The 26,199-nt window shown below is 67.0% G+C and carries 30 protein-coding genes; 18 read left to right on the top strand and 12 right to left on the bottom strand.

The genetic code is table 11. The features are described from left to right. Positions 1–11 precede the first annotated feature (11 nt). A complete protein-coding gene (locus VH567_RS06095) occupies positions 12–1,172 on the bottom strand; it encodes a phospholipase D-like domain-containing protein (protein WP_423324172.1) in 1,161 nt (386 codons plus the stop codon). Positions 1,173–1,301: 129 nt separating this feature from the next. On the opposite strand from VH567_RS06095, the gene rpoZ reads away from it, so the two are divergent. Beyond that, complete coding sequence (gene rpoZ / locus VH567_RS06090; protein WP_423324170.1) at positions 1,302–1,646, top strand: DNA-directed RNA polymerase subunit omega; 345 nt, start codon at positions 1,302–1,304, stop codon at positions 1,644–1,646. 263 nt (positions 1,647–1,909) lie between these two features. Here the strand turns inward: rpoZ and VH567_RS06085 are convergent, their stop codons facing one another. Further along, entirely contained in the window at positions 1,910–2,848 is a 939-nt protein-coding gene (locus tag VH567_RS06085) for a ribose-phosphate pyrophosphokinase (RefSeq protein WP_423324168.1), read from the bottom strand. Between the two features lie 96 nt (positions 2,849–2,944). Here VH567_RS06085 and gltX point away from each other — a divergent pair, with 96 nt between their 5' ends. The 9 genes from gltX (at position 2,945) to VH567_RS06040 (ending at position 10,358) form a co-directional block, all read left to right on the top strand. Beyond that, the gene (gene gltX, locus VH567_RS06080) at positions 2,945–4,270 is read left to right on the top strand and encodes a glutamate--tRNA ligase (protein ID WP_423324166.1); all 1,326 of its coding nucleotides are present in this window, start codon (positions 2,945–2,947) and stop codon (positions 4,268–4,270) included. 510 nt (positions 4,271–4,780) lie between these two features. Continuing rightward, positions 4,781–5,446 (top strand): energy transducer TonB, encoded by a 666-nt coding sequence (locus VH567_RS06075; protein WP_423324164.1) that lies wholly within the window; start codon positions 4,781–4,783, stop codon positions 5,444–5,446. Between the two features lie 69 nt (positions 5,447–5,515). Then, a complete protein-coding gene (locus VH567_RS06070; protein WP_423324162.1) occupies positions 5,516–5,863 on the top strand; it encodes a hypothetical protein in 348 nt (115 codons plus the stop codon). Positions 5,864–5,877: 14 nt separating this feature from the next. After that, the gene (gene ribD, locus VH567_RS06065; protein WP_423324160.1) at positions 5,878–6,933 is read left to right on the top strand and encodes a bifunctional diaminohydroxyphosphoribosylaminopyrimidine deaminase/5-amino-6-(5-phosphoribosylamino)uracil reductase RibD; all 1,056 of its coding nucleotides are present in this window, start codon (positions 5,878–5,880) and stop codon (positions 6,931–6,933) included. Continuing rightward, the gene (locus VH567_RS06060) at positions 6,933–7,544 is read left to right on the top strand and encodes a riboflavin synthase (protein WP_423324158.1); all 612 of its coding nucleotides are present in this window, start codon (positions 6,933–6,935) and stop codon (positions 7,542–7,544) included. The genes ribD and VH567_RS06060 overlap by 1 nt, the downstream gene beginning before the upstream one ends. After that, positions 7,528–8,682 (top strand): 3,4-dihydroxy-2-butanone-4-phosphate synthase, encoded by a 1,155-nt coding sequence (gene ribB, locus VH567_RS06055; RefSeq protein WP_423324156.1) that lies wholly within the window; start codon positions 7,528–7,530, stop codon positions 8,680–8,682. The genes VH567_RS06060 and ribB overlap by 17 nt, the downstream gene beginning before the upstream one ends. After that, a complete protein-coding gene (gene ribH / locus VH567_RS06050; protein WP_332755942.1) occupies positions 8,682–9,104 on the top strand; it encodes a 6,7-dimethyl-8-ribityllumazine synthase in 423 nt (140 codons plus the stop codon). The genes ribB and ribH overlap by 1 nt, the downstream gene beginning before the upstream one ends. Positions 9,105–9,113: 9 nt before the next feature. Further along, entirely contained in the window at positions 9,114–9,308 is a 195-nt protein-coding gene (locus tag VH567_RS06045) for a DUF4169 family protein (protein ID WP_423324153.1), read from the top strand. 234 nt (positions 9,309–9,542) lie between these two features. Next, positions 9,543–10,358 (top strand): DUF1206 domain-containing protein, encoded by an 816-nt coding sequence (locus VH567_RS06040; RefSeq protein ID WP_423324151.1) that lies wholly within the window; start codon positions 9,543–9,545, stop codon positions 10,356–10,358. A 38-nt stretch (positions 10,359–10,396) separates the two neighbouring features. Here VH567_RS06040 and VH567_RS06035 read toward each other — a convergent pair whose 3' ends face one another. Next, positions 10,397–10,891: a hypothetical protein gene (locus tag VH567_RS06035; protein WP_423324149.1), complete on the bottom strand. Its 495-nt coding sequence runs from the start codon at positions 10,889–10,891 to the stop codon at positions 10,397–10,399. Positions 10,892–11,151: 260 nt separating this feature from the next. Then, positions 11,152–12,240, bottom strand: coding sequence for an alkene reductase (locus VH567_RS06030; protein WP_423324146.1), 1,089 nt, complete (start codon positions 12,238–12,240; stop codon positions 11,152–11,154). Between the two features lie 51 nt (positions 12,241–12,291). Here VH567_RS06030 and VH567_RS06025 point away from each other — a divergent pair, with 51 nt between their 5' ends. From VH567_RS06025 to VH567_RS06000, 6 genes are all read left to right on the top strand, one after another. Beyond that, positions 12,292–13,296: a DMT family transporter gene (locus tag VH567_RS06025; RefSeq protein WP_423324144.1), complete on the top strand. Its 1,005-nt coding sequence runs from the start codon at positions 12,292–12,294 to the stop codon at positions 13,294–13,296. Further along, positions 13,293–13,946, top strand: coding sequence for a COQ9 family protein (locus VH567_RS06020; protein WP_423324142.1), 654 nt, complete (start codon positions 13,293–13,295; stop codon positions 13,944–13,946). Before VH567_RS06025 ends, VH567_RS06020 begins: the two co-directional genes overlap by 4 nt. Before the next feature lie 128 nt (positions 13,947–14,074). Beyond that, entirely contained in the window at positions 14,075–14,350 is a 276-nt protein-coding gene (locus tag VH567_RS06015) for a FeoA family protein (protein WP_055874807.1), read from the top strand. Positions 14,351–14,359: 9 nt separating this feature from the next. After that, positions 14,360–16,234 carry a ferrous iron transporter B gene (gene feoB, locus VH567_RS06010; RefSeq protein WP_423324140.1) on the top strand — a complete coding sequence of 625 codons (1,875 nt, stop codon included), beginning with the start codon at positions 14,360–14,362 and terminating at the stop codon, positions 16,232–16,234. Between the two features lie 8 nt (positions 16,235–16,242). Continuing rightward, positions 16,243–16,830 carry a single-stranded DNA-binding protein gene (ssb, locus tag VH567_RS06005; protein WP_423324138.1) on the top strand — a complete coding sequence of 196 codons (588 nt, stop codon included), beginning with the start codon at positions 16,243–16,245 and terminating at the stop codon, positions 16,828–16,830. Between the two features lie 5 nt (positions 16,831–16,835). After that, entirely contained in the window at positions 16,836–18,368 is a 1,533-nt protein-coding gene (locus VH567_RS06000; RefSeq protein ID WP_423324136.1) for a sensor histidine kinase, read from the top strand. On the opposite strand, the gene VH567_RS05995 is transcribed toward VH567_RS06000, so the two are convergent. The 4 genes from VH567_RS05995 to metX all read right to left on the bottom strand — a co-directional run bounded on the left by VH567_RS05995 (position 18,365) and on the right by metX (position 21,022). After that, on the bottom strand, positions 18,365–18,745 hold the full coding sequence (locus tag VH567_RS05995; RefSeq protein WP_423324134.1) for a response regulator: 381 nt from the start codon (positions 18,743–18,745) through the stop codon (positions 18,365–18,367). The genes VH567_RS06000 and VH567_RS05995 overlap by 4 nt on opposite strands. 95 nt (positions 18,746–18,840) lie before the next feature. Beyond that, positions 18,841–19,428, bottom strand: a complete 588-nt coding sequence (gene metW, locus VH567_RS05990; RefSeq protein ID WP_423324132.1) for a methionine biosynthesis protein MetW — start codon at positions 19,426–19,428, stop codon at positions 18,841–18,843. Further along, on the bottom strand, positions 19,425–19,859 hold the full coding sequence (locus tag VH567_RS05985) for a GNAT family N-acetyltransferase (RefSeq protein WP_423324130.1): 435 nt from the start codon (positions 19,857–19,859) through the stop codon (positions 19,425–19,427). The genes metW and VH567_RS05985 overlap by 4 nt, the downstream gene beginning before the upstream one ends. Continuing rightward, positions 19,856–21,022 (bottom strand): homoserine O-acetyltransferase MetX, encoded by a 1,167-nt coding sequence (metX, locus tag VH567_RS05980; RefSeq protein WP_423324128.1) that lies wholly within the window; start codon positions 21,020–21,022, stop codon positions 19,856–19,858. The genes VH567_RS05985 and metX overlap by 4 nt, the downstream gene beginning before the upstream one ends. Positions 21,023–21,301: 279 nt before the next feature. On the opposite strand from metX, the gene hisC reads away from it, so the two are divergent. Further along, positions 21,302–22,399 (top strand): histidinol-phosphate transaminase, encoded by a 1,098-nt coding sequence (gene hisC, locus VH567_RS05975; RefSeq protein ID WP_423324995.1) that lies wholly within the window; start codon positions 21,302–21,304, stop codon positions 22,397–22,399. After that, entirely contained in the window at positions 22,399–23,307 is a 909-nt protein-coding gene (locus VH567_RS05970; protein ID WP_423324126.1) for a prephenate/arogenate dehydrogenase family protein, read from the top strand. Before hisC ends, VH567_RS05970 begins: the two co-directional genes overlap by 1 nt. Positions 23,308–23,341: 34 nt before the next feature. Here the strand turns inward: VH567_RS05970 and VH567_RS05965 are convergent, their stop codons facing one another. From VH567_RS05965 to ftsE, 4 genes are read right to left on the bottom strand one after another with little or no spacing between them, the layout of a single operon-like run. After that, positions 23,342–24,022, bottom strand: a complete 681-nt coding sequence (locus tag VH567_RS05965) for a lysophospholipid acyltransferase family protein (protein ID WP_423324124.1) — start codon at positions 24,020–24,022, stop codon at positions 23,342–23,344. Then, complete coding sequence (locus VH567_RS05960; protein WP_423324122.1) at positions 24,019–24,555, bottom strand: YdcF family protein; 537 nt, start codon at positions 24,553–24,555, stop codon at positions 24,019–24,021. Before VH567_RS05960 ends, VH567_RS05965 begins: the two co-directional genes overlap by 4 nt. Beyond that, the gene (locus VH567_RS05955; RefSeq protein ID WP_423324120.1) at positions 24,552–25,448 is read right to left on the bottom strand and encodes a cell division protein FtsX; all 897 of its coding nucleotides are present in this window, start codon (positions 25,446–25,448) and stop codon (positions 24,552–24,554) included. The genes VH567_RS05960 and VH567_RS05955 overlap by 4 nt, the downstream gene beginning before the upstream one ends. Further along, the gene (ftsE, locus tag VH567_RS05950; RefSeq protein WP_423324118.1) at positions 25,445–26,164 is read right to left on the bottom strand and encodes a cell division ATP-binding protein FtsE; all 720 of its coding nucleotides are present in this window, start codon (positions 26,162–26,164) and stop codon (positions 25,445–25,447) included. Before ftsE ends, VH567_RS05955 begins: the two co-directional genes overlap by 4 nt. Positions 26,165–26,199 lie beyond the last annotated feature (35 nt).

The raw sequence follows: 26,199 nt of genomic DNA, 5'->3' as shown, positions 1-26,199 counted from the left end.
GCCACACGCCCTTACTCGTCGATCCCGAAGTTCAGCCCGCGCGACAGGCTCGGGTCCACCACCGCCACCACGAAATACGCGCCAAGCTGCTTCAGCCGCTGCACCCAGCCGGTGTTCGCCTGGTACAGCGCCTTGGTCACTTCGGTCGACTTCGCCACTTCGCCGTCGACATAGCGGCGGACGTGCGCGGCGAACGCGGCATCCTCGATCCGCAGCATCAGCTCCATGTTGATGAACAGGCTGCGCATGTCGAAATTCGCCGAGCCGATATGGACCGCATCGTCGATCACGTAGAGCTTGGTATGCAGCTTGGTCGGCTGGTATTCGAACAGCCGCACGCCCTTGCGCAACAGCCCGGCATAGGTGAACCGCGCCGCGGCGATCGTCGCGTTGTTGTCCGATTTGCTCGCGGTGACGATGCGTACATCGGCCTTGCGCCGACCTGCCCGATCCAGCCGGCGCAACAGCGTCGGGCTCGGCGTGAAATAGCCCGCGATCACGTCGATCCGCCGCCCCGCCCGCATGTCGTCGCGCACCGCCCGCGCCCAGGGCGACAGCTTCCGCGTCGGGCCGCCGATCAGCCACCGCGTGGCGCCCTTGGTCTCGCTCCAACGCGACAGAGCCGCATTCAACTTGCGCAGCTTGCCCTTCGGCTCGTGGATCCAGTCCTTCAGCGCATCGAAATAGCCGGCGAGCCGGCCCGCCGCCGGTCCCTCGACCAGCAGGCCGAGATCGCGCCACGCCTGTTCGGCGGCGGTGCCGAAATAATCGTCCTCGATGTTGAAGCCGCCGATGATGATCCGCGCCTCGTCGGCAAGCGCGAGCTTCTGGTGGTTGCGCAGCAGATAGCGGCGACCGAACCTGGCGGAGAAGCGGCAGACCGAGATGCCGGCGGCTTCGAGCGGCTCGAAGAACGCGTGCGGGGCGTCGTCGCTGCCGAAGCCGTCGACGATCAGCGCAACCTCGACGCCGCGCTTCGCAGCGGCGATCAGCGCGGCATTCACGCGCTTGCCGGACTCGTCGTCGGCGTAGATGTAATAGAGCACGCGCAAGGTGCGTTCGGCGCCGTCGATCAGCGCGAGCACCGCATCGAGGCGGCGCGGGCCGGTATCGAGCAACGTCATCTGGTTGCCGTCGACGGCGAAAGTCGGCTGGTCTGCAAGATCGTCCATGCCGGGCGTGATGGACACCGGGCGCCCGGGTGGCAACCCGGGCACGCCGATCCGCGCATTTCTTGACTTTGCAGGGTATCGCCCGTAGGCGACGCATTCTCATTCTATCGTTGTTACGAAGGAAGCCGCATGGCGCGCGTTACCGTCGAGGATTGTGTCGACAAGATCCCCAACCGGTTCGACCTGGTGTTGTTCGCGGCCCAGCGTGCGCGCCAGATCTCGGGCGGCGCCGAACTGACGCTCGAGCGCGACCGCGACAAGAACCCGGTCGTCGCGCTGCGCGAGATCGCCGACGAGAACGTCAAGCCGGCGCATCTCAAGGAACAGGTCATCCAGGGCCTGCAGAAGGTTCGCGTCGACGACGACGACGAGGTCGATGCCGTCGGCAGCCTGGCCGCGTCGGCCGAGGCCCTCCGCCTCACCGCCGCCGCACCGCCGCGGAACCAGAACCTGGGTGCTGATTACGAGGGCTGATCGGCTCTTCGGTTTGGTATTGAAAAGACCCGCGGCACTGGGTGTGCCGCGGGTCTTTTCGTGTCTGGCAGCTGAGAGAAGGCGTGAAGGCGTGAAGGCGTTCACGAACTTCTTCCGTCAGGATGACGGAGGTCAAGGTGGTGCCGTTGGCGAGCCGCCGGCAAAGCCGTCGTCGGACGGTTCGGCGTTAGCCGACCGCCGGCCGTGCCGGGCGCTGCTCGCTCGTGCGAGCATCGGCGCGGGCGTTGCCGCGCCTGCGCCCGTCAGTCAAACAGGCTCGACACCGACGTCTCGTCCGCTATCCGCTTGATCGCCTCGCCGAGCAGCGGCGCGATCTGGAGGTGGCGAATCTTGCCGCCGGCGCCCTTGATGATGTCGTGGTTGCCGATCGAATCGGTGATGACCAGCTCGCGCAGTTCGGAGCCTTCGACCCGTGCGACCGCGCCACCCGAAAGGACGCCGTGCGTGACGTAAGCGACGACGTCCTCGGCGCCCGCTTCCTTCAGCGCCGCCGCCGCATTGCAGAGCGTGCCCGCCGAATCGACGATGTCGTCGACCAGGATGCAGAACCGCCCCTCGACTTCGCCGATGATGTTCATCACCTCCGACTCGCCCGCACGCTCGCGACGCTTGTCGACGATCGCGAGCGGCGCGTTGTCGAGCCGCTTGGCGAGCACGCGTGCCCGAACGACGCCGCCGACGTCGGGCGACACGACCATCAAATTCTTGCCCTTGAACCGCGCGAGGATGTCCGCCGACATCACCGGTGCCGCATAGAGATTGTCGGTCGGGATATCGAAGAAGCCCTGGATCTGGCCGGCGTGCAGATCGACCGACAGCACGCGGTTCGCACCCGCGACGGTGATCAGGTTGGCGACGAGCTTGGCCGAGATCGGCGTCCGCGGGCCCGGCTTCCGGTCCTGCCTCGCATAGCCCATGTACGGGATCACCGCGGTGATGCGGCGCGCCGACGCACGCTTCAGCGCGTCGATCATGATCAGCAATTCCATGAGATTGTCGTTGGCGGGGTAGCCGGTCGACTGGATCACGAACACGTCCTCGCCGCGGACGTTCTCGTTGATCTCGACGAACACCTCCTCGTCGGCGAAGCGCCGCACGCTGACGTCGGTCAGCGGCGTTTCGAGATAGGCGGCGATCTCCTGCGCGAGTGGCAGGTTCGAATTGCCGGTCATCAGTTTCATGAAAGTCTTCCCCGCTCGATCACGCGCACCCCTTAGGCGCACGAATCGTGTCGTGGAAGGGTTTGCCCGTCGCCGCACTCCTACTAGAGCAGCCGCATGACCGTAATCACCCGTTTCGCCCCCTCGCCTACCGGCCGGCTGCATGTCGGCAACATCCGCACCGCGCTCCACAACTGGATGTTCGCGCGGGCGAACGGAGGCAAATTCGTGCTGCGGATCGACGATACCGACCCCGAACGCAGCGAGGAGCGCTTCGTCGATGCGATCCGCGCCGATCTCGACTGGCTCGGGATGACGCCCGATGCGGAGGAGCGGCAGTCGGCAAGGTTCGCGCTGTACGAGGCGCGGTTCGCGGCGCTGGTCGCGAGCGGGCACGTGTATCCCGCGTACGAGACGACGCAGGAACTCGACCTGAAGCGCAAGATCCAGGCTGGGCGCGGGTTGCCGCCGATCTATGATCGCGCGGCGCTGGCGCTCGATGACGAGGCTCGCGCAAAGCTGGAGGCGGAGGGGACGCGGCCGCATTGGCGGTTCAAGCTCGATCACGACTCGGCGATCGCCTGGGACGATCTGATCCGCGGCGCGGCGCATTTCGAGGCGAAGACGATGAGCGATCCGGTCATCCGCCGCGCGGATAGGTCGTGGCTGTATATGCTGCCGTCGGCGATCGACGATGCCGAGATGGGCGTGACGCACGTGGTGCGCGGCGAGGATCACGTGTCGAACACCGCGCTCCAGTTGCAGATGTTCGCAGCACTCGGCGTCGCGCCGCCGCGGTTTGCGCATGAAGCATTGCTGACGGGGGCGGAGGGCAAGCTGTCGAAGCGGCTCGGCTCGCTCGGCGTCGATCATTTCCGCGAGGTCGGGATCGAGCCGCAGGCGGTGCGTGCGCTGCTGGCGCGGATCGGGACGAGCGACCCGGTCGAGCCGATCGCCGACGCCGCGCCGCTGATCGCGGGGTTCGACTTCGCGCGGTTCGGGCGCGCGCCTGCGCGGTTCGACGAGGCGGAACTGGCGGCGCTGAACGCGCGGATTTTGCATGCGCTGCCGTTCGAGGCAGTGGCCGAGCGCTTGCCTCAGGGTATGGATGTGCCGGCGTGGGAGGCGGTGCGGCCGAACCTCGTGACGCTGGCCGATGCGGCGGACTGGTGGGGCGTGATCGAGGGGCCGGTTGCCCCCGAGGGCGACGTGGAGGCAGAGTATCTCGATCAGGCGCTGGCCGCGGCGGGTGAGATCGATTGGTCGAGCGATCCGTGGCATGCGCTGACCGCTCGGCTGAAGACGGAGACCGGACGCAAGGGCAAGGCGCTGTTCCTGCCGTTGCGCCGCGCGCTGACCGGGCGCGATCATGGGCCGGACATGGCGGCGCTGCTCCCGCTGATCGGGCGCGAGCGGGCTTTGGAGCGGTTGGCGGCCCGCTGATCTAGCCTCCTCGAAGGTCACCCAAAAAGCATGTTCTCCCGCGAAGGCGGGAGTCCAGCCTGGGCTCCCGCCTTCGCGGGAGAACAAGGAGGGGGGCGCTGACGGTCGAGTTGGACGTAACAGACTAGCTTTACCGACGGCCGAAAGAAGCATCGCCCCACCACAAACACCACCCCGGCGAAGGCCGGGGCCCAGTTGGAAAGGTCACAGTAACGAAGCGCCGGCCTTGGTTAGCAACGTCCCCCAACTGGGCCCCGGCCTCCGCCGGGGTGGTATGGGGATGAGAGCGAGGGATGCTGCCCGACTGGCTCAACCAGCACGGCAGGCCAGTCCGCCGTGTCCGCCGGATCGAGAAAGTCACTGGCGCGGATCTTACACCGTTCAGCCAGCCCATACCGCATTCCCTACCCTCCCCCCAAACCCCTTGCCCCATAAATGTAATGATGTACCATACCAACCGGCGGTACCTATCTCGCCGCCATCCTCGAGGAGAAGCAGGGGAGACGGAAAATGTACGCGGATCGACCAAACCGGACGGGCGGATTCAATCCCGGGAGCCTCGGCGTCGCGCTGGCTATCAACTGCGCGGTGATCGGAGCGTTGTTCTTCGCGGCGCCGAACGTGCGGCCGTTCGTGCCCGACAAACCGCTCATAACCTATGTGCCGTACACCCCGCCGCCGCCGCCCGAACCGGTGCCACCCACAGACCCGCTGATCCGCCAGCAACCGCGCCCCGCCCCGCGTCCCGATGCGCCGATCACAATAGTGCAGATACCGCAAACCGACGGCTTTACGGTCGCCCCCGATCCGCTCCCCTACACCCCGCCCATCGGCGTCGAAGGCGTCGGGACCGGCACCGTCGCGGTCGATCCCCCGAAACCCGCGCCGCTGTTCGTCCAACCGGGGATCGACCCGCGCTATGCCGCCGACTTCCAGCCGAGCTACCCGTCCGAGGAACGTCGCGCCGAACGCGAGGGCAAGGTCGTCGTTCGTGTGCTGGTCGGCACCGACGGTCGCGTGAAACAGGTCGAGCGGGTCAGCGCGACCACCGACGCGTTCTACCGCGCGACGCTCGATCGCGCGCTGGCGAAATGGCGGTTCAAGCCGGCGACGCGGGACGGCGTTCCGATCGAGGCGTGGCGATCGATGTCGCTCACCTTCGTCCTGCAGAACTAAAGCGCCAGAAACCAAAGCTGGGGCGTGCAGGGCTGGCCTAGCCGGCCAAGCCCCCCTATCTTGGCGCGCATGGGCTTTTTCAGTCGTTTCACGCCGATCGTCGCCTATCGCGACCTGCGGCTCTTCCTCAGCCAGCGCCGGCCGTACGAGCTCATTTTTCTCGTGGCCGCGCTCGGCGTCACCAGCTTCCTGATCTACGCGTTCATGAAGGATTCGTACGTCGAGCAGGAATACCGCCCGAAGATCATCTATGTCGAGCAATGGCCCGCGGATCGCACCGATGCGCAAATCCTCGCCCAGCAGAAGATCGACGCGCCGATCAAGGCCAAGGCGCTCGCCGAGCAGAAGGCCCGCGAGGATGCGCAGCGCGCCGCGTTCAAGCGACTGGACGACAAGCTCAAAGCGATGGGAATCTGACCGACCAGCGCTGGATGGGCGCCGCGTTGGCGCTTGCCGAGCGGGGCCGTGGACGGACCGCGCCCAATCCCAATGTCGGCTGCGTAATCGTGCGCGACGGCCGCGTCGTCGGGCGCGGCTGGACGCAGGCGGGCGGGCGACCGCATGCCGAAGCGATGGCGCTGGCCGAGGCTGGCGCGAAAGCACGCGGCGCTACGGCTTACGTCACGCTCGAACCCTGCGCGCACAAATCCCCCCGCGGGCCGGCCTGTAGCGACCTGCTGATCGAGTCGGGCGTCTCGCGGGTCGTCGCAGCGCTTGAAGATCCAGACTTACGAACGGCCGGCCAGGGATTCGCCCGGCTTCAGGCGGCCGGCATCACCGTCACGCACGGCGTTCGCGTGGAAGACGCCCTTCGCTCGATGGCTGGGTTCCTGACCCGGCAGGCGCGCGGCCGCCCCCATGTCACCCTGAAGCTCGCCACATCGCTCGACGGCTGCATTGCGATGGCGGATGGGTCGAGTCGCTGGATCACCGGTCCTCAGGCGCGCGCCCATGCGCATCTGGAGCGGAGTCGGCACGAAGCGATCCTCGTCGGACGTGGCACGTACGAGGCCGATGCACCGCGACTCGACGTGCGGTTGCCGGGTTTGGAAGACCGTGGGCCGAAGCGGGTGTTGCTTTCAACTACCCTAACCGCCCCCTCCCCCCGTCATTCCAGCGAAAGCTGGAATATTCCCGTTGGCGACCACGACCGAGCCTCACCGGGAGACCCCAGCGTTCGCTGGGGTGACGGAATTGGAAATTGGACCGTCATCTCCTCCCCGCAAGCTATCACTACCCTCCCCAACACCGACCACATCCTGGTCGAAGGCGGCGCGGCCGTAGCGTCGGCTTTCCTCGCCGCCGACTTGGTCGACCGACTCCTCCTTTACCGCGCACCGATCCTGATCGGCGGCGGCAAACACGCACTCCGCGACATCGGCCTCACCGACTTGGCAGACGCCCATGGTCGCTGGGCGATCGTCGATGCACGGCAACTTGGCAGCGACCGGCTCGAGGTCTACGAGCGCGAACGAAACGAGGCATAATGTTCACCGGAATCGTCACCGACATAGGCTCTGTCACCAGCGTGGAATCGCCCGGCGATACGCGTGTGGTCGTCAGCACCGCCTATGATACCGCCACCATCGATCTCGGCGCGTCGATCTCGTGCTCGGGCGTCTGCCTGACTGTCGTCGATAAAGGCCCGAATTGGTTCGCGGTCGACGTCTCCGGCGAGACGATCAGCCGCACGGCCAAGGATCAGTGGACGCAAGGGCGCAAATTCAACCTCGAACGCGCGATGAAGCTCGGCGACGAACTCGGCGGCCACATCGTCACCGGCCATGTCGACGGCCTCGGCACCGTCGTCGCGCTGGCGGAGGAAGGCGGCTCGCACCGCGTCACCATCCGCGCCGGTGCCGACATCGCGCCGTTCATCGCGCCCAAGGGTTCGGTCACGGTCGACGGCGTCTCGCTGACCGTCAACGCCATCAAGGATATCGATGGTGAAGTAGAATTCGGCCTCAACATCATCCCGCATACCTGGGCGGTCACCACGCTCGGGACGATCCAGATGGGGCAGTCGGTCAATATCGAGATCGACGTCCTCGCCCGCTATCTCCAACGCATGGAACATTACCGTGTCAAAGCCAGCTGAACTCGCCCGTCTGAAGCACGGCTATCTGTCGAGCCCCGAAGAGATCATCGACGAGGCGCGCAACGGCCGGATGTTCATCCTGGTCGACGACGAGGATCGTGAGAACGAGGGCGACCTGGTCATCCCCGCGCAGATGGCGACGCCGGAAAAGATCAACTTCATGGCGAAGTTCGGCCGCGGCTTGATCTGCCTCGCGCTGACCAAGGATCGCACCGAGGAACTCGGGCTCGAACTGATGAGCCGCAACAACGGCACGCGTCACGAGACTGCGTTCACCGTGTCGATCGAGGCGCTGGAAGGCGTCACGACGGGTATCTCGGCCGCCGACCGTGCGCGCACCATCGCGGTGGCGATCGACGCGACCAAGCAGAAGGCGGACATCGTCACCCCCGGCCACGTCTTCCCGCTGGTCGCGCGCGAGGGCGGCGTGCTGGTCCGTGCGGGCCATACCGAGGCGGCAGTCGACGTCGCGCGGCTTGCCGGGCTCAACCCGTCGGGCGTGATCTGCGAGATCATGAACGAGGACGGCACGATGGCGCGGATGGACGATCTCGTCACCTTCGCGCAGTTCCACAACGTCAAGATCGGCACGATCCGCGACCTGATCGCGTATCGCCGCCGCTACGACCACCTCGTCGAGAAGCGCGCCGAGGCCAGGTTCACGTCGGAATGGGGCGGCGACTGGACCGCGCTGACGTTCTGGAACAAGGCGACCGGCACCGAGCAGGTCGCGCTGGTCAAGGGCAAGATCGACCCCGCCAAGCCGACGCTCGTCCGCATGCACGCGCTGTCGCCGTTCGCGGATATCTTCGGCGAATCGGGCGATCGCGGCCGTATCCTGGCGCGCTCGATGCAGATGATCGCCGACGAAGGCGCCGGCGTGATCGTCGTGATCAGCCGCCCGCGCAGCAACACCTTCACCTCCGCGGTGATGAAGAAGGCCGGCGCGGAGATCACCCCGGACATGGAGGAACTGCGCGACTACGGCGTCGGCGCGATGATCCTGACCGAACTCGGCGTCCATGACATGGTGCTGATCACCAACACGCACCACACGCTGGTCGGGCTCGACGGCTACGGCCTGTCGATCGTCGGCGAGCGTCGCATTGCCCCCCTGGATACCGAAAAGAGCAACTGATGGCGCATCTCCTCATCGTCGAAGCGCGCTTCTACGACCATCTGAACGACCTCCTCGTCGAGGGCGCGAAGGCGGCGATCGAAGCCGCCGGCCACACCCACGAGACGATCACCGTGCCCGGCGCGCTCGAAGTCCCTGGCGCGATCGCGCTGGCGGCGGAGAGCGAGACGTTCGACGCCTATGTCGCGCTCGGCGTCGTGATCCGCGGCGAGACCTATCATTTCGAGATCGTCGCGGGCGAGAGCGCACGCGGGATCATGCAGCTGACGATGGACGGGCTGCCGATCGGCAACGGCATCCTGACGACCGAGAACGAGGCGCAGGCGCTTACGCGGGCCAAGCCGACCGAGGGCGACAAGGGCGGTGGCGCGGCCAAGGCGGCGCTGGCGATGCTGGCGCTGAAGGACCGCTTCCTCGCGTGAGGCGGGCCCGTGGGTGAGGTGATCAACCTGCGGCTTGCGCGAAAGCAGCGGGCACGGGCCGAGGCTTCGACGCGGGCGGACCAGAACCGGCGGCTGTTCGGGCGGACGGCGGCGGAGAAGGCGGCGGAAGCGGTGGTGAAGGCTCGGGTCGAGGCGACGCTCGACGGCGCGAAACTCGATAGCCCCAAGCCCGGCAAACCCTAAGCCCCACCACCCTACACAACCACGGTACCTATATCGCTTTCAGCAAGTACGTGTCGGCAGTTGTGCGGCACCACGCCGTTCCTCGTTCTCCCGCGAAGGCGGGAGCCCAGTCTGGATCCCCGCCTTCGCGGGGAAACAAACTTACGGGTAGCCGCCGACAACCACACCCCATTGCGCCTGCACAGGAACGTCGCGGCCACCGCGCCGTTATGCCCCCGTAACAAAGGGGCATTCATGATTTCGGACGCGAACGCGACACTGCTCGCCAAGCTCGGCTTTGCCGCCCGCGGGGTGGTCTACATCCTCGTCGGCTGGTTCGCAGTCGACGCGGCACTGCGCGGCGGCAAGATTGCCGACAACCAAGGCGCGATCGGATCGATGGCAGACGAGCCATTCGGGCCAGCACTGCTCGCGATCGTCGCGGCCGGGTTGCTCGGCTACGCGGTCTGGCGCCTGACCGAGGCCGCGGCCAACCCTGAGGGGATCGGCAGCGACATCAAGGGCAGCCTCAAGCGGATCGGCCATGTCATCAGCGGGATCGCGCACCTGGTCCTCGCCTGGACCGCGGCCAAGCTCGCCATGAAAACCGGGTCGCGCGATGCCGCCGTCTCGCCCGGCGACGAGAGCGCCCGCGACTGGACCGCGCTGCTGCTCGACCAGCCCGCCGGCCGCGTTCTGGTCGGCGCGGTTGCGATCGGGATCCTCGTCGCCGCGTTCCAGCAGGCGCAGAAGGCATGGCGCGGCGACTTCATCCACGATCTGCGCGGCGATGCCCCCGCGCCGGGCTATGTCTGCACGATGGGGCGGATCGGCTACGGCGCGCGCGCACTCGTATTCCTGATCGTCGCCGGGCTGTTCGCGCTGGCGGCATGGAGTTCGCATGCAAGCGACGCGGGCGGCGTCGCCGAGGCGCTGGAAACGCTCCAGTCGCAGCCGGGCGGCAAATGGCTGCTCGTGCTGACCGGGATCGGGCTGGCGCTGTTCGGTGCATACAGCCTGATCGAGGCGCGCTTTCGGCGGTTGCATGTCGACTTGCCCGGCACCGACTGATCCGCAACGGCCAAAGCGGTGGCTCGCCGGTGACAGGATCAGTCCTGTGGCACGGTCTCGGCGAGCGCCGCCTCGACCTCTTCGATCGTGATGCCGAACGCGCCGGCGAGCCCCGATAAGGACGCGCCGCGATCCGCTAGCGTGCGGATTCGGGCAGTATCGACGATCGTCTTGTAGCTGCGCGTGTCGCGATCGGTCTTCGACTCCGCGCCGCTGCGCGCGAGCGCGCCCGAGCGGCGGCGTTTGGAGATTTTCAGCGCCTCGACGTCGTTGGTCGGCGGCGCATCGAGCCGCGCCTTGATCCGCTGATCTTCCTCGATCCGCCGGCTTTCGCGGGCACGTTCGCGTTCCTGGGACTGGAGATCACGCTGGGCAGCGCGCGACTCGGATCGCTGTTCGGACGCGGCAAGCCGCTCCTTCGCGCGCTGCTCGCGACCGTTGGCGCGCTCCTCCGCCCGCTTTGCGGCCCGGTCGGCGGTGCCCGGCATGAGCGGCCCCGTTCCCCTGCCGCCGCTCGGCCAGCCGTCGGTCATTGCATATCCTGTCACCGATGCGCCGTACGACGCGGAGGCGCGCTGCTAGGCGATGGCGGCGCGGGTGACTAGGGCAAGGATCACGTTAAAGAGCGACTAACCAGCCTCCGTCATGCCGGGCTTGTTCCGGCATCCACCGTTCCGCAAGATCGAGAGGATCGATCGTGCGGAACAGTGGACCCCGGAACAAGCCCGGGGTGACGGGGTGGTTTGGGCGATCCTCGCGGATCAACGCTGGACGTCGATCCATCTATCAGAAGTTACGCGTTCGCAGTCTCGAGCGCGGGGTAGTCGATATAGCCCTCGGGGCCCTGGCTGTACCACGTCTTCGCATCGTCCTTCGCAAGCGGTGCGCCGGTGCGCAGACGCTCGGGCAGGTCCGGGTTGGCGATGAACGTACGGCCAAAGCTGATCGCATCGGCATTGCCCGAATCGAGCTCGGCCTGGGCCTTCTCCAGCGTGTCATAGTCCGAGTTCACGACCAGCACGCCCTTGAACACTTTCCGGATCGCAGGGCTAAGCTTCGGCACGTCGGTCTTGCCGAAGGTGCCGTCGGGGCCGGGCTCGCGCAGTTCGAGGAACGCGATGCCGAGGTCGGACAGCGCCTTGGCAGCCGCGGTGAACAGCGGCTCTGGGTTGCTGTCGTCGACGCCCTGCGAATCGCCGTTGGGCGACAGGCGGACGCTGACGCGGTCGGCCCCTGCGACCGAGATCACGCGCTCGGCGACTTCGCGCAGCAGGCGGATGCGGTTTTCGATCGAGCCGCCATACTCGTCGGTACGCAGGTTCGCGTTGTCGCGCAGGAACTGGTCGATCAGATAGCCGTTCGCCGCGTGAATCTGCACGCCGTCAAAGCCTGCCGCCAGCGCGTTCTTCGTTGCCAGCTCGTAATCGTTCAGCAGGCGCGGAATCTCGTTGGTCTCGAGCGGACGCGCGACCTCGAAGTCCTTCTTGCCTTCGAACGTGTGCGCCTGACCTTCGGTCTTGGTGGCCGACGACGACACGGGCTGCGTCTCGTACACCGATGAGTGGCCCTGGCGACCCATGTGCCACAGCTGGGCGACGATACGGCCGCCGGCAGCATGGACGGAGTCGGTGACGGGCTTCCAGGCGGCGACCTGCGCATCGGTCCACAGACCCGGCGCGAACGGCCAGCCTAGGCCTTCGCGGCTGATGCCGGTGGCTTCCGAAATGATCAGGCCGGCGCTCGCACGCTGCGTGTAATATTCGACCATGATGTCGGTCGGCACCGCATCCCTGTCGGCACGCCCGCGGGTGAGCGGAGCCATGATGATGCGGTTCGGCGCTTCGACGGCACCAAGGGTAATCGGATCGAAAAGGCTAGGCATGGGGGCTCCTTATTGGCCTGACGGGCGGAAGATAGGAGGCTACAGGGCGGCATGCATCGCCCCGACCCGCAAAGATTATCTAGCACGCCCGATACGCCGCACGGTTTGACCATGGGGGCGAACACTGTCGCTGTTGCGGGCGCCGCGCCGGGCCTGATCGCGTTCGCGGCGCTGGTGGTGGCGAACGTCGCGCTCGCATTCGGGCCGTGGTTCGTCCGCGCGACCGAGGTCGGGCCGGTGGCGGCGGGATTCTGGCGGCTCACGCTGGCGGTGCCGTTCCTGATCGTCCTCGCGGTCCAGCAGGGCGCGCGGCCGAGGCGGCTCGGGTGGAAGCTGTGGGCAGGGCTGCTCGCGGGGGGCGTGTGCTTCGCGGCCGATCTCGGCACGTGGCACCTCGGGATCCTGCGGACGACGCTCGCCAATGCGACGCTGTTCGGCAATGTCGCGACGCTGATCTTCCCGATCTACGGCTTCCTGATCGTGCGAAGCTGGCCGACGCGGACGCAAGGGTTCGCATTGGCGCTCGCGGCGGCGGGCGGCGCGTTGCTGCTCGGGCGGTCGTACCAGCTCGATGCGAAGAACTTGGCGGGCGATCTGTTCTGCCTGCTCGCGGGGCTGCTCTACACCGTCTATTTCATCCTGATGGCGCGCGCCCGGGCGACGCTCGCCCCGGTCTCCGCGCTGACCTTGTCGACACTGGCGGGGATCGTGCCGCTCCTGGTGTTCGCGCTGGCGATGGGCGAACGCGTGCTGCCGACGCACTGGGGCCCGCTGATCGGGCTCGCCTTGTGCAGCCAGGTGCTCGGCCAGGGCTTGATGATCTATGCGCTTGGCCGCTTCACGCCGCTGGTGATCGGGATCGCACTGCTGATCCAGCCGGTGCTGGCAGGGCTGGTCGGCTGGCTGGTGTATGGCGAGCGGCTCGGTACGGCGGATCTCGTCGGTGTCGTGATGGTCGCGGTCGCGCTGGTGCTCGTCCGGCAAGGCCCTCCCCCCGAATTACCTCTTGAAGACGCGCTTGATACGCCTGATTTTGAACGGCAGGAGACGGTATGACCCAAGACCTCACGCTCGACGAAATCCGCGCAAAGCTCGCCCCCGGTATCGCCGCCAACGCGGCGTTCGACGGCTGGAGCGACGCCGCGCGCGACATGGCCGCGCAGGCGGAAGGCATCGACACCGACGTCGCCGCGCTGGCGTTCAAGGACGGCCCGGTCGACATGATCGACGCCTGGTTCGCGCATATCGATGGCGTGATGCTCGCCGCAGTGTCCCCCGAACGGCTCGCGCTGATGAAAATCCGCGAGAAGATCACCGCGCTGGTCGAGGCACGACTCGATGCGACGTCGATCGATCGCGAATCGCTGCGTCGTGCGCTGGCGATCCTCGCGCTTCCGCAAAACCTCGCAAAGGCGACGCGGCTCGGCTGGCGGACGGTCGACACGATCTGGCGCGCCGCAGGCGATGTCGCGACGGATTATAATTACTACACCAAGCGGACCATCCTGCTCGGCGTGTATGCCTCGACGATCACCGTGTTCCTCGACGACGAGAGCGAAGGCCTTGCCGAAACGCGTGCATTCCTTGCTCGCCGGATCGACGGTATCATGCAGTTCGAAAAGGCCAAGGCCGGGTTCCTCAAGCGCACCGAGCACAGCTTCAGCCTGTCGCGATTCGTTGGCCGGCTACGCTATCCGACGGCCTGAAGCCGCGAACAGTCCGCTAAGTAACTCTCTCTCCGGACTTTCGTCCGAACGACGCGACGTTGGGGTGGTGCCGACTAACGACGGTTAGGGCTTTCCTTCGAACGGGGTTACTGATAATCAGTCGCATCATGGACACTCGCCCCGATCGTTCCGTCAGCCTCGAAACCCTGCCGCGCAAGCAGCACGCCATTGTTGCGGCAATCGAGTGGGCGCGGCTCGCCGGGCCGGAAGCACGCCGGCTTCGCGAACTGGGCTTCGACGAGGGTGTCGATGTCGAGGTTCTGCACCGCGCGACGCTTGGCCAGGGCCCGATCGCCTGCCGTATCGGCCGCATGACCGTCGCGCTCCGCCGCGCGGTCGCCGGCGCGATCCAGGTTTCTCCGATGCCTGCCGCGGCCGAATAATCCTTTAGAATGAACGCAGCACCGCTGGTTGCGCTGGTCGGCAATCCCAATGCCGGCAAGAGCGCGCTGTTCAACGCGCTCACCGGTGCGCGGCAGAAGGTCGGCAATTACCCCGGCGTCACGGTCGAGCGGAAAGTCGGGCGGCTGATGCTCGACGACGGACGGCCGGTCGAGCTGGTCGACCTGCCCGGTGCGTACAGTCTCGAACCCTCCTCCCCCGACGAGCGGGTCACGCGCGACGTCGTCACCGGCACGCAGGACGGCGAACGCCTGCCCGACGCGCTGGTCGTCGTCGTCGATGCCGCCAATCTCGACAATCACCTCCGCTTCACGCTCCAGCTGATCGCGCTCGGCCTGCCGGTGGTGGTCGCACTCAACATGGTCGACCTGGCCGAGCGCGACGGCCTGAAGCTCGATCCCAAGGTACTCGAACGCGAACTCGGCGTGCCGGTGATCCCGACCGTCGCGGTGCGCAAACGAGGCCTCGACGAGCTCAAGGCAGCGCTGTCGAGCATCGTCGTCAACGGCCCGATGCGCCTGCGCAAATCGGACGGCAGCGTCCAGGACGACATCGTCACGCTCCAGCGCCGCGCGCGTGCGATCGCGACGTCGGCGACGGTGTCCGAGACGACCGTCCGCCGCTGGACGCACATGCTCGACGCGGTCGCGCTGCACCCTGTCGCCGGCCCGATCCTGCTGCTCGCGATCATGTTCCTGATGTTCCAGGCGGTGTTCAGCTGGGCCCAGCCGTTCATGGACGCGATCGATGCAGGCTTCACCGCGCTCCAGGCGTTCCTCACCGCAGAACTCCCCGCCTCGCTCCTCCGCTCACTCCTCGTCGACGGCGTGATCGCCGGCGTCGGCGCGGTGATCGTGTTCCTGCCGCAGATCCTGATCCTGTTCCTCTTCATCCTCGTGCTCGAGGCGAGCGGCTACATGGTCCGCGCGGCGTTCCTGATGGACCGCGTGATGGCGAGCGTCGGGCTGTCCGGCCGCGCGTTCATCCCGCTGCTGTCGAGCTTTGCCTGCGCGATTCCGGGCATCATGGCGACGCGGACGATCGACGACGAGAAAGACCGGCTGACGACGATCCTGATCGCGCCGCTGATGACGTGCTCCGCGCGGCTGCCGGTCTACACGCTGATCATCGGCGCGTTCATTCCCAACACGAAGATCCTGCCGTTCGTCGGGCTTCAGGGCGTCGTCATGCTCGGGCTGTACGTGATGGGCATCGTCGGCGCGTTCGTCGCCGCGCTGGTGCTGCGCCGGACGGTGACCAAGGGCGTGTCGTCGGGCTTCATGATGGAGATGCCCAAATACCAGTGGCCGCAGTGGCGCGACGTCGGCATCGGCCTGTGGAGCCGCGCGCAGATCTTCCTGAAGCGCGCCGGCGGCATCATCCTGACTTCGACGATCATCCTGTGGGTGCTGCTGAGCTTCCCCAAGCCGCCCGAACAGCCCGCCGGCGCACCGAAGATCTCGGCCGTCGATTATTCGGTCGCCGGTCGCATTGCGAACGGCATTGCGCCGATATTCGCACCGATCGGCTTCAACCGCGACATCGTCCTCGCGCTGATCCCGGCAATGGCCGCGCGCGAAGTCGCGGTTGCGGCAATCGGCACGGTTTACGCAATCGACGATCCCGACAGCAACCAGGGCGGCAAGGCGATGGTCGAGAACCTGCGCGGCCGCTGGAGCCTGCCGACCGCACTCGCCTTCCTGATGTGGTTCGTGTTCGCGCCGCAGTGCATTTCGACCATCGCCGTCACCCGTCGCGAGACCAATGGGTGGAAATGGCCCGCCTTCATGGTTGGCTATTTGTTCGCCGCCGCGTACATCATGGCTGGCATTACATACTGGCTGGCGGTGTTCGCCGGCCTCTGAGGGGCATCATGGCAGGCAGCGTCAACAAGGTCATCATCGTCGGCAATCTGGGTCGCGACCCGGAGAGCAAGGCGTTCCAGAACGGCGGCAAGGTCGTCAACCTGCGCATCGCGACATCCGAGTCCTGGAAGGACAAGATGTCGGGCGAGCGCAAGGAAAAGACCGAATGGCATTCGGTCGCGATCTTCAACGAAGGTCTCGCGAACGTCGCGGAGAAGTATCTCCGCAAGGGCTCGAAGGTCTATATCGAAGGCGCGCTCCAGACCCGGAAGTGGCAGGACGCGCAGGGCCAGGATAAATATTCGACCGAGATCGTACTGCAGGGTTTCAACAGCGTGCTGACGATGCTCGACGGCCCGAACGGCGGCCAGGGTGGCGGCGCAGGCGGCGGCGGTGGTAGCCGCGGCGGTGGCGACGACTGGGCCGGCGGCGGTGGCGGCAACGACTTCGGCGGTGGCTCGTCGGGTGGCGGCGGCGGTTACGGCGGCGGCGGTCGTGGTGGCAGCGCACCCTCAGGCGGCGGCGGCGCCCGCGGCGGCAGCTTCGGCCAGACCGGCGGCTTCTCGGACGATCTCGACGACGACGTGCCGTTCTGATCTCCATGCCGACGCTGACGTCTCTACCGGCGACCACTTCATTCGACGAGGTCGCACGCGCGCGCGTCATCGCGTCCTACGACGTGGCGGGCGCGCGCGCGAAGGGCCAGCTGGACGACATCGTGTCGTTCGCGGCCGAGCTTTGCGACGCGCCGGTCGCGCTGCTGAGCCTGGTCGAGGAAGAGTATCAGCGTTTCCTGTCGCGCACCGGCACCGATCTGGAGCAGACGCCGCGCAGCATGTCGTTCTGCGCGCACGCGATGCACCATCATGAGGTGATGGAGGTGCCCGATGCGCAGCAGGATCTGCGCTTCGTCGCCAATGCGCTGGTCACCGGCCCGCCTTATGTGCGGTTCTATGCGGGGGCGCCGCTGGTCTCCAGCGAAGGCGTGCCGCTGGGCGCGCTGTGCGTGCTGGCACCCGATCCGCGCGAGGGGCTGACCCGGTTCCAGCGCGACGGCATGACGTTGCTGGCAAAGGCCGCCATGGGCCGGCTCGACGATCGCCGCGCCGCGCGCGAGCAGGCGATGGCCGAGGCCAAGGCACGACGGACGCTGGAAGCGAGCGACCTGCGGTTCCGCACGCTGGCCGACACGATGCCGCAGATGGTCTGGTCGACGCTGCCCGACGGCTTCCACGATTACTACAATGCGCGCTGGTATGAATTCACCGGCGCGCCCGCGGGCACCACCGACGGCGAAGGCTGGAACGGCATGTTCCATCCCGAGGACCAGGATCGCGCCTGGGCATTGTGGCGCCACTCGCTCGATACGGGCGAGCCGTACAACATCGAATACCGGCTGCAACATTTCGACGGCACCTACCGCTGGGTACTCGGCCGTGCGCTGCCGGTGCGCGACGAAAGTGGCGCGATCCAGCGCTGGTTCGGGACGTGCACCGATATCCACGAACAGAAGCTCGCCTACGAAGAGCGCGAGGTCATCAGCCAGGAACTGAGCCACCGCATCAAGAACATCTTTGCGGTGATCGCCGGGCTGATCGCGTTCGCGGCACGGGGCAAACCCGAGTTCGCCGGGATCGCGACCGATCTGCGCCACCGCATTACCGCGCTGGGCCGCGCGCACGACTTCGTCCGGCCCCACAGCGCGAACTCGCGCCCGTCGGCGGCACAGAACAGCCTGCACGGGCTGTTGAAGGAGCTGTTCGAGCCATACCAGCGCGTCGACGGCATGCGCGTGATCGTATCGGGCGACGACGTGACCATCGACGATCGCTCCGCCACCCCGCTCGCGCTGCTGTTCCACGAGCTGGCGACCAACGCGACCAAATATGGCGGCCTCGCCACCGAACTGGGCTGCGTGAGGATCGCTGTCGCCACGAAAGGCGACATGGTGATGCTGACGTGGTCGGAGGAAGGCGGGCCGGTCGTGACCGAACCGAACACCCCGGCCGGCTTCGGCACGCAACTGATCGAAATGAGTGCCGTGCGTCAGCTGGGCGGCAAGATCGAGCGTCAATGGAATGGGTCGGGACTGACCGTCGTGCTTGATATCCCGAAGGCCGCGTTCAGCCGTTAGACGATCCGGATGACGTCGTCATGAACGACAGGCTGCTCGTCGCAGGCAAGCGCGGCAGCCGCCAGGATTGCCGCATCGCTGAATGGCTTGCGGATGTAGCCGAGGCATTCGGCATCGCCGATCTGCGCGGGGTTTGCCGTCACGAACACGACCTTTACGCCGTAATCCGCGGCCATACGCTTGGCGATCTCGGGTCCGGTCGGTCCATCGCGCAGGTTGATGTCGACGAAGGCGAAGCTGCAACCGGGAGCAGCCGCGATCGCACTCTCGCGATCGGCCGCAATCCCCACCACGCCGTAACCCGCATCGGTGAGGATTCTCTCGAGGTCGAGCGCAACGAAAATCTCGTCTTCGACAATGAGGGCGGTCTTGGTCATCGGCGTGTTAACCGGCCGCCGACCAATCGGTTCCGTAGCGATACTGATCTCAATCAGTATCGGGCAACATAGTGTTACATTTATCGCGGTGCGGTTTACCGGCGCAGCAGGAATACCGCATGCTCGGCGAGCAGGTTGGCGGCGCCCGCACCGGTGCGCTGGTCGCCCGACAGGAACCAGGCGTCCTCGACCGTAATGCCGCGCGCCTTCACGAAGCTGCGGAAATCGTCGATCGTCACGTGGTGGATGTTGGGCGTGTCGTACCAGCTCTCGGGCAATTGGCGCGTCACCGGCATGCGGCCGCCCCACAATAGCGACAACCTCACCCTCCAATGCGCGAAATTGGGGAAGCTGACGAACGCACGCCGGCCGATCCGGAGCAGGTGATCGAGCACGAGATCGGGCGCGCGCGCGGTCTGAAGCGTCTGGCTGAGAATGGCGTAGTCGAAGCTCCCATCGGGGTAGCCGGCAAGGTCGATATCGGCATCGCCCTGGATCACCGACAGCCCGCGCGCGACGGCGGATGCAACGTTGCGCGCGTCGATCTCCAGCCCGCGCGCATCGACGTCGCGGGTGTCGCGGAGCGCGGCCATCAGCGCGCCGTCGCCGCAGCCGATATCGAGCACGCGGCTGCCTTGCGCGACGTTTTCGGCGATGACGGCGAGATCGGTGCGTAAGGTCATGGTGCGGTCCGGAGCTGCTCGGCGAGGCCGGGGGCGAGCCTCTCCATATAGCGATCGGCACGGACCAGCGGGTGGAAGCCGAGCCCCGCATAGACGCCGTGCGCATCGGCGGTGACCAGCCCGATTCGTCGCAGCCCTGCGAACGAAGGGTGCTCGAGGAACCAGCTCACCATCTTGCGCCCTAGTCCCTGCCCGCGCACCGACTCCTCGACCCAGACGTCGGCGAGCCAGGCGAACGTCGCGTGATCGGTGATCATCCGAGCAAATCCGACCTGCTGCTCGTCCTGGTACGCACCGAGGCAATGCGAACCGGCGATCGCGCGTTCGACCAATCCGCGCTCGATCCCCGGCGACCAGTAGCTGCTTGCCAGCCAGCCATGGATGCGGTCGACCTGCAGCTTGTCCACGTCGTCGGACAGGATGATCGTCATCGCCCTGCCCTTAGGAAGCCGTCGACGACCCGGTTGAGATCGGGCGCCTCCAACAGGAACGCGTCATGGCCATACGGGCTCGACAATTCGACGAAACTGACAGGTGCGCCCGCTGCGTTGAGCGCCTGAACGATCGCGCGCGACTCGGCGGTCGGATACAGCCAGTCAGTGTCGAAACTGACGAGGCAGAACCGCGATTTTGTCGCGCGAAAGGCATTGGCGAGCAGCCCGCCATGCTCTTCCGCGAGGTCGAAATAATCCATCGCCCGCGTGATGTAGAGATACGAGTTGGCATCGAACCGGTCGGTGAAGGCGAGTCCCTGGTGGCGCAGATAACTCTCGACCTGAAAATCCGCGTCGAACCCGAACGACTTCGCGTCGCGCGCCTGGAGGCGGCGGCCGAACTTCTCGGTCAGCCCGGCTTCCGACAAGTATGTGATGTGCGCCGCCATCCGAGCGACCGCGAGCCCCGCGGTCGGCGCGTCGTCGTCGTGATACTCGCCACCGCGCCAGTTCGGGTCGGCCATCACCGCCTGGCGCCCTACCTCGTGGAAGGCGATGTTCTGCGCGGTGTGGCGCGCGGTCGAGGCGATCACGACGCACGCCTTCACCCGATCGGGAAAGGTGGCGGGCCAGCTTAGCGCCTGCATGCCACCCATCGATCCGCCGACCACCGCATGCAGCACGTTGATGCCGAGATGATCGAGCAGCATGGCTTGCGCGCGAACCATGTCGCGGATCGTGATGACCGGGAAGCTCATCGCCCAGGGGCGACCGGTCGCCGGATTGATCGTCGCCGGGCCGGACGTGCCCATGCAGCTGCCGAGCACGTTCGCGCAGACGATGAAGTGCCGCGCAGGGTCGATCGGCTTGCCCTCGCCGACCATGCGGGTCCACCAGCCGGGCTTGCCGGTGCGCGGGTGGTTCGACGCGACATGCTGGTCGCCGGTCAGCGCGTGGCAGATCAGGACGGCGTTCGAGGCGTCGGCGTTCAGCGTGCCGTAGGTTTCGTAGGCGATGTCGACCGGCGACAGCAGCACGCCGCCGTCTAGCCGTAGCGGTCCCGGCAGCGTCACGCGGCGCGCGAGGCCGAAGCGCTGGTCGGTGTCGTGGCCGATGCTGGGGTCGAGAGCAGGCGTGTCGAGCATGACGCGCGCTACCATAAGGGGCCGCCGTCATGCCAGCGTGGTGGTCATCTTGTGCGCGAACGAAGGCAGGCCATCTCGATCCTCCCCCGCAAGGGGGAGGTGGCTGGCGCTTGCCAGACGGAGGGGGCGGAAAGGGAAACCCCTGTTGCGTTGCCCTCCCCCTCCGTCGCCTTCGGCGCCACCTCCCCCTGGCGGGGGAGGATCGTGAAATCCGGCGATCGACCGCCCCCCCACGCACAAATATTTGCCACCGCGGCACCGCGCCCGCTATGCCCCGCGGCCATGACAAACATCATGCCCGCACCCGCGCCGAAGCCCTGGATCCTGGGGATCGCGCCGTACACGCCCGGCCGCTCGACGACCGATGATGGCCGCACGGTGATCAAGCTGTCGTCGAACGAAAACCCGCTCGGCACCAGCCCCGCCGCCAAGGCCGCGTTCGATGCCGCCGACCGGACGCTGGAACGCTATCCCGATGCCGGCGCGGTCGCCCTGCGCGAGGCGCTGGCGGCGCATTACGACCTCGATCCGGCGCGCGTGATCTACGGCACCGGCTCGGACGAGATCCTGCACCTGGTCGCTGGCGCCTATGCGGGCCCCGGTGACGAGATCATTCACGTCCGCTACGGTTTCGCGGTCTACGAGATCGCGACGCGCCGCGTCGGTGCCGAGCCGGTGATCGTCGACGACCGCGACTATGCGACCGACGTCGATGCGATCCTCGCTGCGGTGACCGAGCGTACCCGCGTCGTGTTCGTCGCCAACCCGAACAACCCGACCGGCACATTCACCCCCCGCGCTGAAATCGCGCGACTGCATGCGGGCCTCCCGAAGTCGGTGCTGCTTGTGCTCGACCAGGCCTATGCCGAATATCTCTCGCCCGAAGAGGACGATGCGGGCTTGGCACTGGCGATGACCGAGGCGAACGTGCTGGTCACGCGGACCTTTTCGAAGATCCACGGGCTGGCGGCCGAGCGGATCGGCTGGGGCTATGCCTGCGCGCCGATCATCGACGCGATGCACCGCATCCGCGCACCGTTCAACGTGACCACCGCGGGCCAGGCCGCCGCGGTCGCGGCGATCGCCGACACCGCTTTCGTCGACGCGACGCGCGCGCATAACGACACGTGGCGCGGCTGGTTCGTCGAGCAGATCGGGCAGATGGGCAATGCCGGCTTGCGTACGGTGCCGTCGAAGGCGAACTTCGTGCTGGTGCTGTTCGAGGGCAAGCTGACCGCCGATGCCGCCTATCACGGGCTGATGGAAGCGGGCTACATCGTCCGCTGGCTCCCGGGCCAGGGCCTGCCGGGCGCGCTGCGCATCACGATCGGCACCGAGGAGGAAACGCGCGGCGTCACCGCGGCGCTGCGCAACCTGGTCGACAACGCCTGATGCTGCCGTTCGCGCGCGTCACGATCATCGGGCTGGGACTGATCGGCTCGTCGGTGGCGCGCGCGGTACGGGAAACGATGCCGACGGTCCGCGTCACCGGCTACGATTCCGACGCGAACGTGCGCGAGGCGGCGGACCGGCTGAACTTCTGCGACGACGTTGCGGACTCGGCCGGCGCCGCGGTGATCGACGCCGACCTCGTGATCCTGTGCGTGCCGGTCGGCATCATGGGCGACGTCGCGCGCGAGTTCGCAGCCGAGCTCCCCGCCGATGCGATCGTCAGCGATGTCGGCAGCTGCAAGGCCGAGATCGTCCGCGCACTTACCGACGCACTGCCCGGCGCGACGGTGATCCCCGCGCATCCGGTCGCAGGTACCGAGCGGAGCGGCCCCGAGGCCGGTTTCGCGACGCTGTTCCGCCATCGCTGGTGCATCGTCACGCCGCCGGAAGGCGCCGACCCGGTCGCAGTCGAGCGCGTGTCCGAATTCTGGCGACGGCTTGGCGCACAGGTCGAGACGATGGCGCCCGAGCACCACGACCGCGTCCTGGCCGTCACCAGCCACCTGCCGCATCTGATCGCCTACACGATCGTCGGCACCGCGGGCGACCTCGAGCAAGTGACCCAGTCCGAAGTCATCAAATATTCCGCCGGTGGCTTCCGCGACTTCACGCGGATCGCCGCGTCCGATCCGACGATGTGGCGCGACATCTTCCTGAACAACCGCGAGGCCGTGCTGGAGATGTTGCAGCGCTTTTCGGAGGATCTAAGTCATCTGCAACGCGCAATTCGCTGGGGCGACGGCGATGCACTGTTCGATCTGTTCACGCGGACCCGGGCGATTCGCCGGAGTATCGTCGAGCAAGGTCAGGACGACGACGTGCAGGATTTCGGCCGCACGCACATTTGACTAAGTCGTTGTTCCACGTGGAACAATTACGTAGTTAGTCGAGCGCGTTCATCGCCGCGTGGACACGGTGCTCGGCCTCTTCGCGCGGAAGACCGGCCGGGACCACCTCGCCGAACCGGAAGGTAATGACACCGGGAAGCTTCGGCCCCTTCTTCGGCCAGACGAGCCCGCTGTCGCATGCGATCGGCACCGTCGGCATCTTCAGCGCACGGTAGAGGCCCGCGAACCCGGGCTTCAGCGGCGGATGCTCGCCCGGCGATACCCGCGTGCCCTCCGGAAAAATGAGTATCGAGCGGCCGGTCGCCTTGGCGGCGGTCGCCTCGCGCATCATGCTGCGCATCGCTTTGGCCGACGCTTCGCGGTCGACGACGATCGCGCCGTATTTGCGTGCGGCCCAGCCCCAGGCCGGGATATCGGCGAGTTCGCGCTTCAGGACGATCGCCGGCCCGTCGAGCAGCGCCTGCAATTCCAGCGTCTCGAACATCGCCTGGTGCTTGCAGGCATAGAATGCCGGCTCGGTCGGCCGAGTACCCTCAATCCGGATATGCACGCCGAGGATCGCCCGCGCGCACCAGCGATGAAAGCGGGTCCATATCGTCGAATGTACGATCACCGCCCGCGTGCCGAACAGCGCCGAGATCGGCACGGTCACCACGATCGGCACCGAGATCGTGTAGAAAACGAGCATGAACGCCCAGTTACGCAGCCAGATCATCCGCCATATCCAATCCACAACGCGATCCGGCGAAGGATCAACTTGTTGTATTCGTTGACCAAGGTCCCGAGCCGCGGCGTTCCCGGAACGCCGTCGCCGAGAATGATCACGTTTTTGCCGAGCGCCGCGGCCAGCTCCATCCGAGCACGCGCGAGATGCCAGTCGGAGGTCACCAGCCGCACCGACCGGTAGTTATGGACACGCACCCACTGCGCGGTTTCCTCCGCGTTCGAGCGCGTATCGACCGCGTCGGCGCCGAGATCGATGCAGCACGCGAACAAGGCAGGCGACGTCCGGTATTCGAGCGCGAGGTCGATCGGCCGCACGCCCGGCGCCACCCCGGTCACCAGCATCCGCCGGGCCTGGTGATCGCGAAGCAGCGCGATGCCGCGGTCGATCCGCCCTGCCCCACCAGTCGGCACGACGATCGCATCCGAGGTAAAGCCGTTGAGCGGCGTGGGCAGCAGCAGCATGAACACCGCGAACCCGAATGCCCAGGCGAGCCCCAAGAGTCCGAACAGCCGGACGATCACAGGATGTGCCTCAGCGCGCGGACGATCGTCACGCGCGCCGCCAGTGTCGCCAGGATGACGAAGGCGAACGGGAGCAACGCGAGCACCACCCAGTCGACCCCGCCGAGCGTCACGCCGCCGAGCAGTTCGGAGCCCAATCCGTGCAACCGGATGCCGATGAACGCCACCACCAGCAGCGCCATCACCCCGCCGCCGACGCCGCCGATCGTCGCATCGAGCGCGATCCGGCGCTGGAACAGGCGTGCGACCTGCAGGTCGGTCGAGCCGAGCATGTGCATCACCGCGATCGTCGCACGGTGCGTTTCGAGCCCCGCGCGCGCGGCGAGCACGACGACCGCCGCGGTCGCGCTCGCCATCAGCAGCACGAGCGCGAGGGCCAGCAACGTCATCGACCGCATCACGTCGTTGACCGGCGACATCCAGCTCTCGTGGCGATCGACGCGGACGACTGGGCTCAGACGCCGCACCGTGGCAGCAACACGCGCGGCGGCCGCCTCGTCGTGATCGGCGAGGTCGACGTCGATCATCGCCGGCACCGGCAATTGCGGATCGGCGCCATCGGACCCTAGCCAGGGTTGCAACAACCGGGTCAGCTCGGCGCGATCGACCGGCATTGCGGTCGCGACCGCCGGCATCGCGCGCAACGCAGCCAGCACGCGCACCGCGACGGCGTCACGCCGGACCGGATCGCCATCGACGACCTGCACCGTCAACCGCCCCGCCAATTGCCGATCGAGCAACCGCGCAGCCCCCGCGGTCGCCAGCCCCAGTGCGGCGGCGAGCATCGTCAGGAACAGCATGATCGCCATCACCCACGTCATCGCGCGCAGGCCGCCGGCCTCGTCGAGCACGCGGCGTTCGGCCGAGGACCGGGCTTTGGTCGCGCGACTCATGAATCGGGCCGCGTCGGCGGATAGCGCAGCGACCCGGTCGGATCGAGCAGCCGCCCGCGATCGAGCCGCATCATCTGCGCCCCCGGAATCCGCCCGAGCAGATGGAAGTCGTGCGTCGCGACCACCACCGTGGTGCCGAGCTTGTTGAGCGATTCGAACAGATGCAGCAGCCGCTCGGCCATGTCGGGATCGACGTTGCCGGTCGGCTCGTCCGCGACCAGGATCTCGGGCCGGGCGATGACGGCGCGGGCGATCGCGACGCGCTGTTGCTCGCCGCCCGACAGCGTCGCGGGTCGCGCGTCGGCGCGGTCGCCGAGCCCGACCCAGGTCAGCATCTCGCGTACCGGTTGCTCGATATCCGCCTCGGGCATGCCGGCGACACGCAAGGGGAGCGCGATATTGTCCCAGGTCGACAGATGCGGCACGAGCCGGAAATCCTGGAACACCACGCCGATCCGCCGGCGGAATCCCGGCAGGCGATCGCGCGACAACACGACCGCGTCCTCGCCGAACAGCCGGATCACACCGCGGGTCGGGCGTTGCGCCAGGTACAGCAGCTTCAGCAGCGAGGTCTTGCCCGCGCCGCTTGCACCGGTGAGGAAATAGAACGCACCACTGCGCAGCGTGAAGCTGACGTCGGACAACGTCTCGGGCCCCGCGTCCGGGCCGGTCCCGTAGCGCAGCCCGACATTCTCGAATTGGACGATATTCGCCATGACGTGGTTGCGCCCGCTCTCGCCCGCTTGATGCC

The sequence above is a fragment of the Sphingomonas sp. 4RDLI-65 genome (genome assembly GCF_049472435.1).
Taxonomy (GTDB): domain Bacteria; phylum Pseudomonadota; class Alphaproteobacteria; order Sphingomonadales; family Sphingomonadaceae; genus Sphingomonas.
Note: the sequence above shows the minus strand (reverse complement) of the source record. Positions and strands in the feature narration are given on the sequence as shown.

Bases quoted from the DNA above. Each gene is read 5' to 3' on its own strand.
- VH567_RS06020 (WP_423324142.1), top strand. From the start codon at position 13,293: ATGACCCAAGACCTCACGCTCGACGAAATCCGCGCAAAGCTCGCCCCC.
- VH567_RS06075 (WP_423324164.1), top strand. From the start codon at position 4,781: ATGTACGCGGATCGACCAAACCGGACGGGCGGATTCAATCCCGGGAGC.
- VH567_RS05955 (WP_423324120.1), bottom strand. From the start codon at position 25,448: ATGAGTCGCGCGACCAAAGCCCGGTCCTCGGCCGAACGCCGCGTGCTC.
- ribH (WP_332755942.1), top strand. From the start codon at position 8,682: ATGGCGCATCTCCTCATCGTCGAAGCGCGCTTCTACGACCATCTGAAC.
- VH567_RS05995 (WP_423324134.1), bottom strand. From the start codon at position 18,745: ATGACCAAGACCGCCCTCATTGTCGAAGACGAGATTTTCGTTGCGCTC.
- VH567_RS06035 (WP_423324149.1), bottom strand. From the start codon at position 10,891: ATGACCGACGGCTGGCCGAGCGGCGGCAGGGGAACGGGGCCGCTCATG.
- ssb (WP_423324138.1), top strand. From the start codon at position 16,243: ATGGCAGGCAGCGTCAACAAGGTCATCATCGTCGGCAATCTGGGTCGC.
- metX (WP_423324128.1), bottom strand. From the start codon at position 21,022: ATGGTAGCGCGCGTCATGCTCGACACGCCTGCTCTCGACCCCAGCATC.
- VH567_RS06030 (WP_423324146.1), bottom strand. From the start codon at position 12,240: ATGCCTAGCCTTTTCGATCCGATTACCCTTGGTGCCGTCGAAGCGCCG.
- VH567_RS05985 (WP_423324130.1), bottom strand. From the start codon at position 19,859: ATGACGATCATCCTGTCCGACGACGTGGACAAGCTGCAGGTCGACCGC.
- rpoZ (WP_423324170.1), top strand. From the start codon at position 1,302: ATGGCGCGCGTTACCGTCGAGGATTGTGTCGACAAGATCCCCAACCGG.
- feoB (WP_423324140.1), top strand. From the start codon at position 14,360: ATGAACGCAGCACCGCTGGTTGCGCTGGTCGGCAATCCCAATGCCGGC.
- ribD (WP_423324160.1), top strand. From the start codon at position 5,878: ATGGGCGCCGCGTTGGCGCTTGCCGAGCGGGGCCGTGGACGGACCGCG.
- gltX (WP_423324166.1), top strand. From the start codon at position 2,945: ATGACCGTAATCACCCGTTTCGCCCCCTCGCCTACCGGCCGGCTGCAT.
- VH567_RS06060 (WP_423324158.1), top strand. From the start codon at position 6,933: ATGTTCACCGGAATCGTCACCGACATAGGCTCTGTCACCAGCGTGGAA.
- VH567_RS06000 (WP_423324136.1), top strand. From the start codon at position 16,836: ATGCCGACGCTGACGTCTCTACCGGCGACCACTTCATTCGACGAGGTC.
- VH567_RS06015 (WP_055874807.1), top strand. From the start codon at position 14,075: ATGGACACTCGCCCCGATCGTTCCGTCAGCCTCGAAACCCTGCCGCGC.
- ftsE (WP_423324118.1), bottom strand. From the start codon at position 26,164: ATGGCGAATATCGTCCAATTCGAGAATGTCGGGCTGCGCTACGGGACC.
- VH567_RS06085 (WP_423324168.1), bottom strand. From the start codon at position 2,848: ATGAAACTGATGACCGGCAATTCGAACCTGCCACTCGCGCAGGAGATC.
- VH567_RS06070 (WP_423324162.1), top strand. From the start codon at position 5,516: ATGGGCTTTTTCAGTCGTTTCACGCCGATCGTCGCCTATCGCGACCTG.
- VH567_RS05965 (WP_423324124.1), bottom strand. From the start codon at position 24,022: ATGATCTGGCTGCGTAACTGGGCGTTCATGCTCGTTTTCTACACGATC.
- metW (WP_423324132.1), bottom strand. From the start codon at position 19,428: ATGACCTTACGCACCGATCTCGCCGTCATCGCCGAAAACGTCGCGCAA.
- VH567_RS06025 (WP_423324144.1), top strand. From the start codon at position 12,292: ATGCATCGCCCCGACCCGCAAAGATTATCTAGCACGCCCGATACGCCG.
- VH567_RS06040 (WP_423324151.1), top strand. From the start codon at position 9,543: ATGATTTCGGACGCGAACGCGACACTGCTCGCCAAGCTCGGCTTTGCC.
- hisC (WP_423324995.1), top strand. From the start codon at position 21,302: ATGCCCGCACCCGCGCCGAAGCCCTGGATCCTGGGGATCGCGCCGTAC.
- VH567_RS06095 (WP_423324172.1), bottom strand. From the start codon at position 1,172: ATGGACGATCTTGCAGACCAGCCGACTTTCGCCGTCGACGGCAACCAG.
- VH567_RS05970 (WP_423324126.1), top strand. From the start codon at position 22,399: ATGCTGCCGTTCGCGCGCGTCACGATCATCGGGCTGGGACTGATCGGC.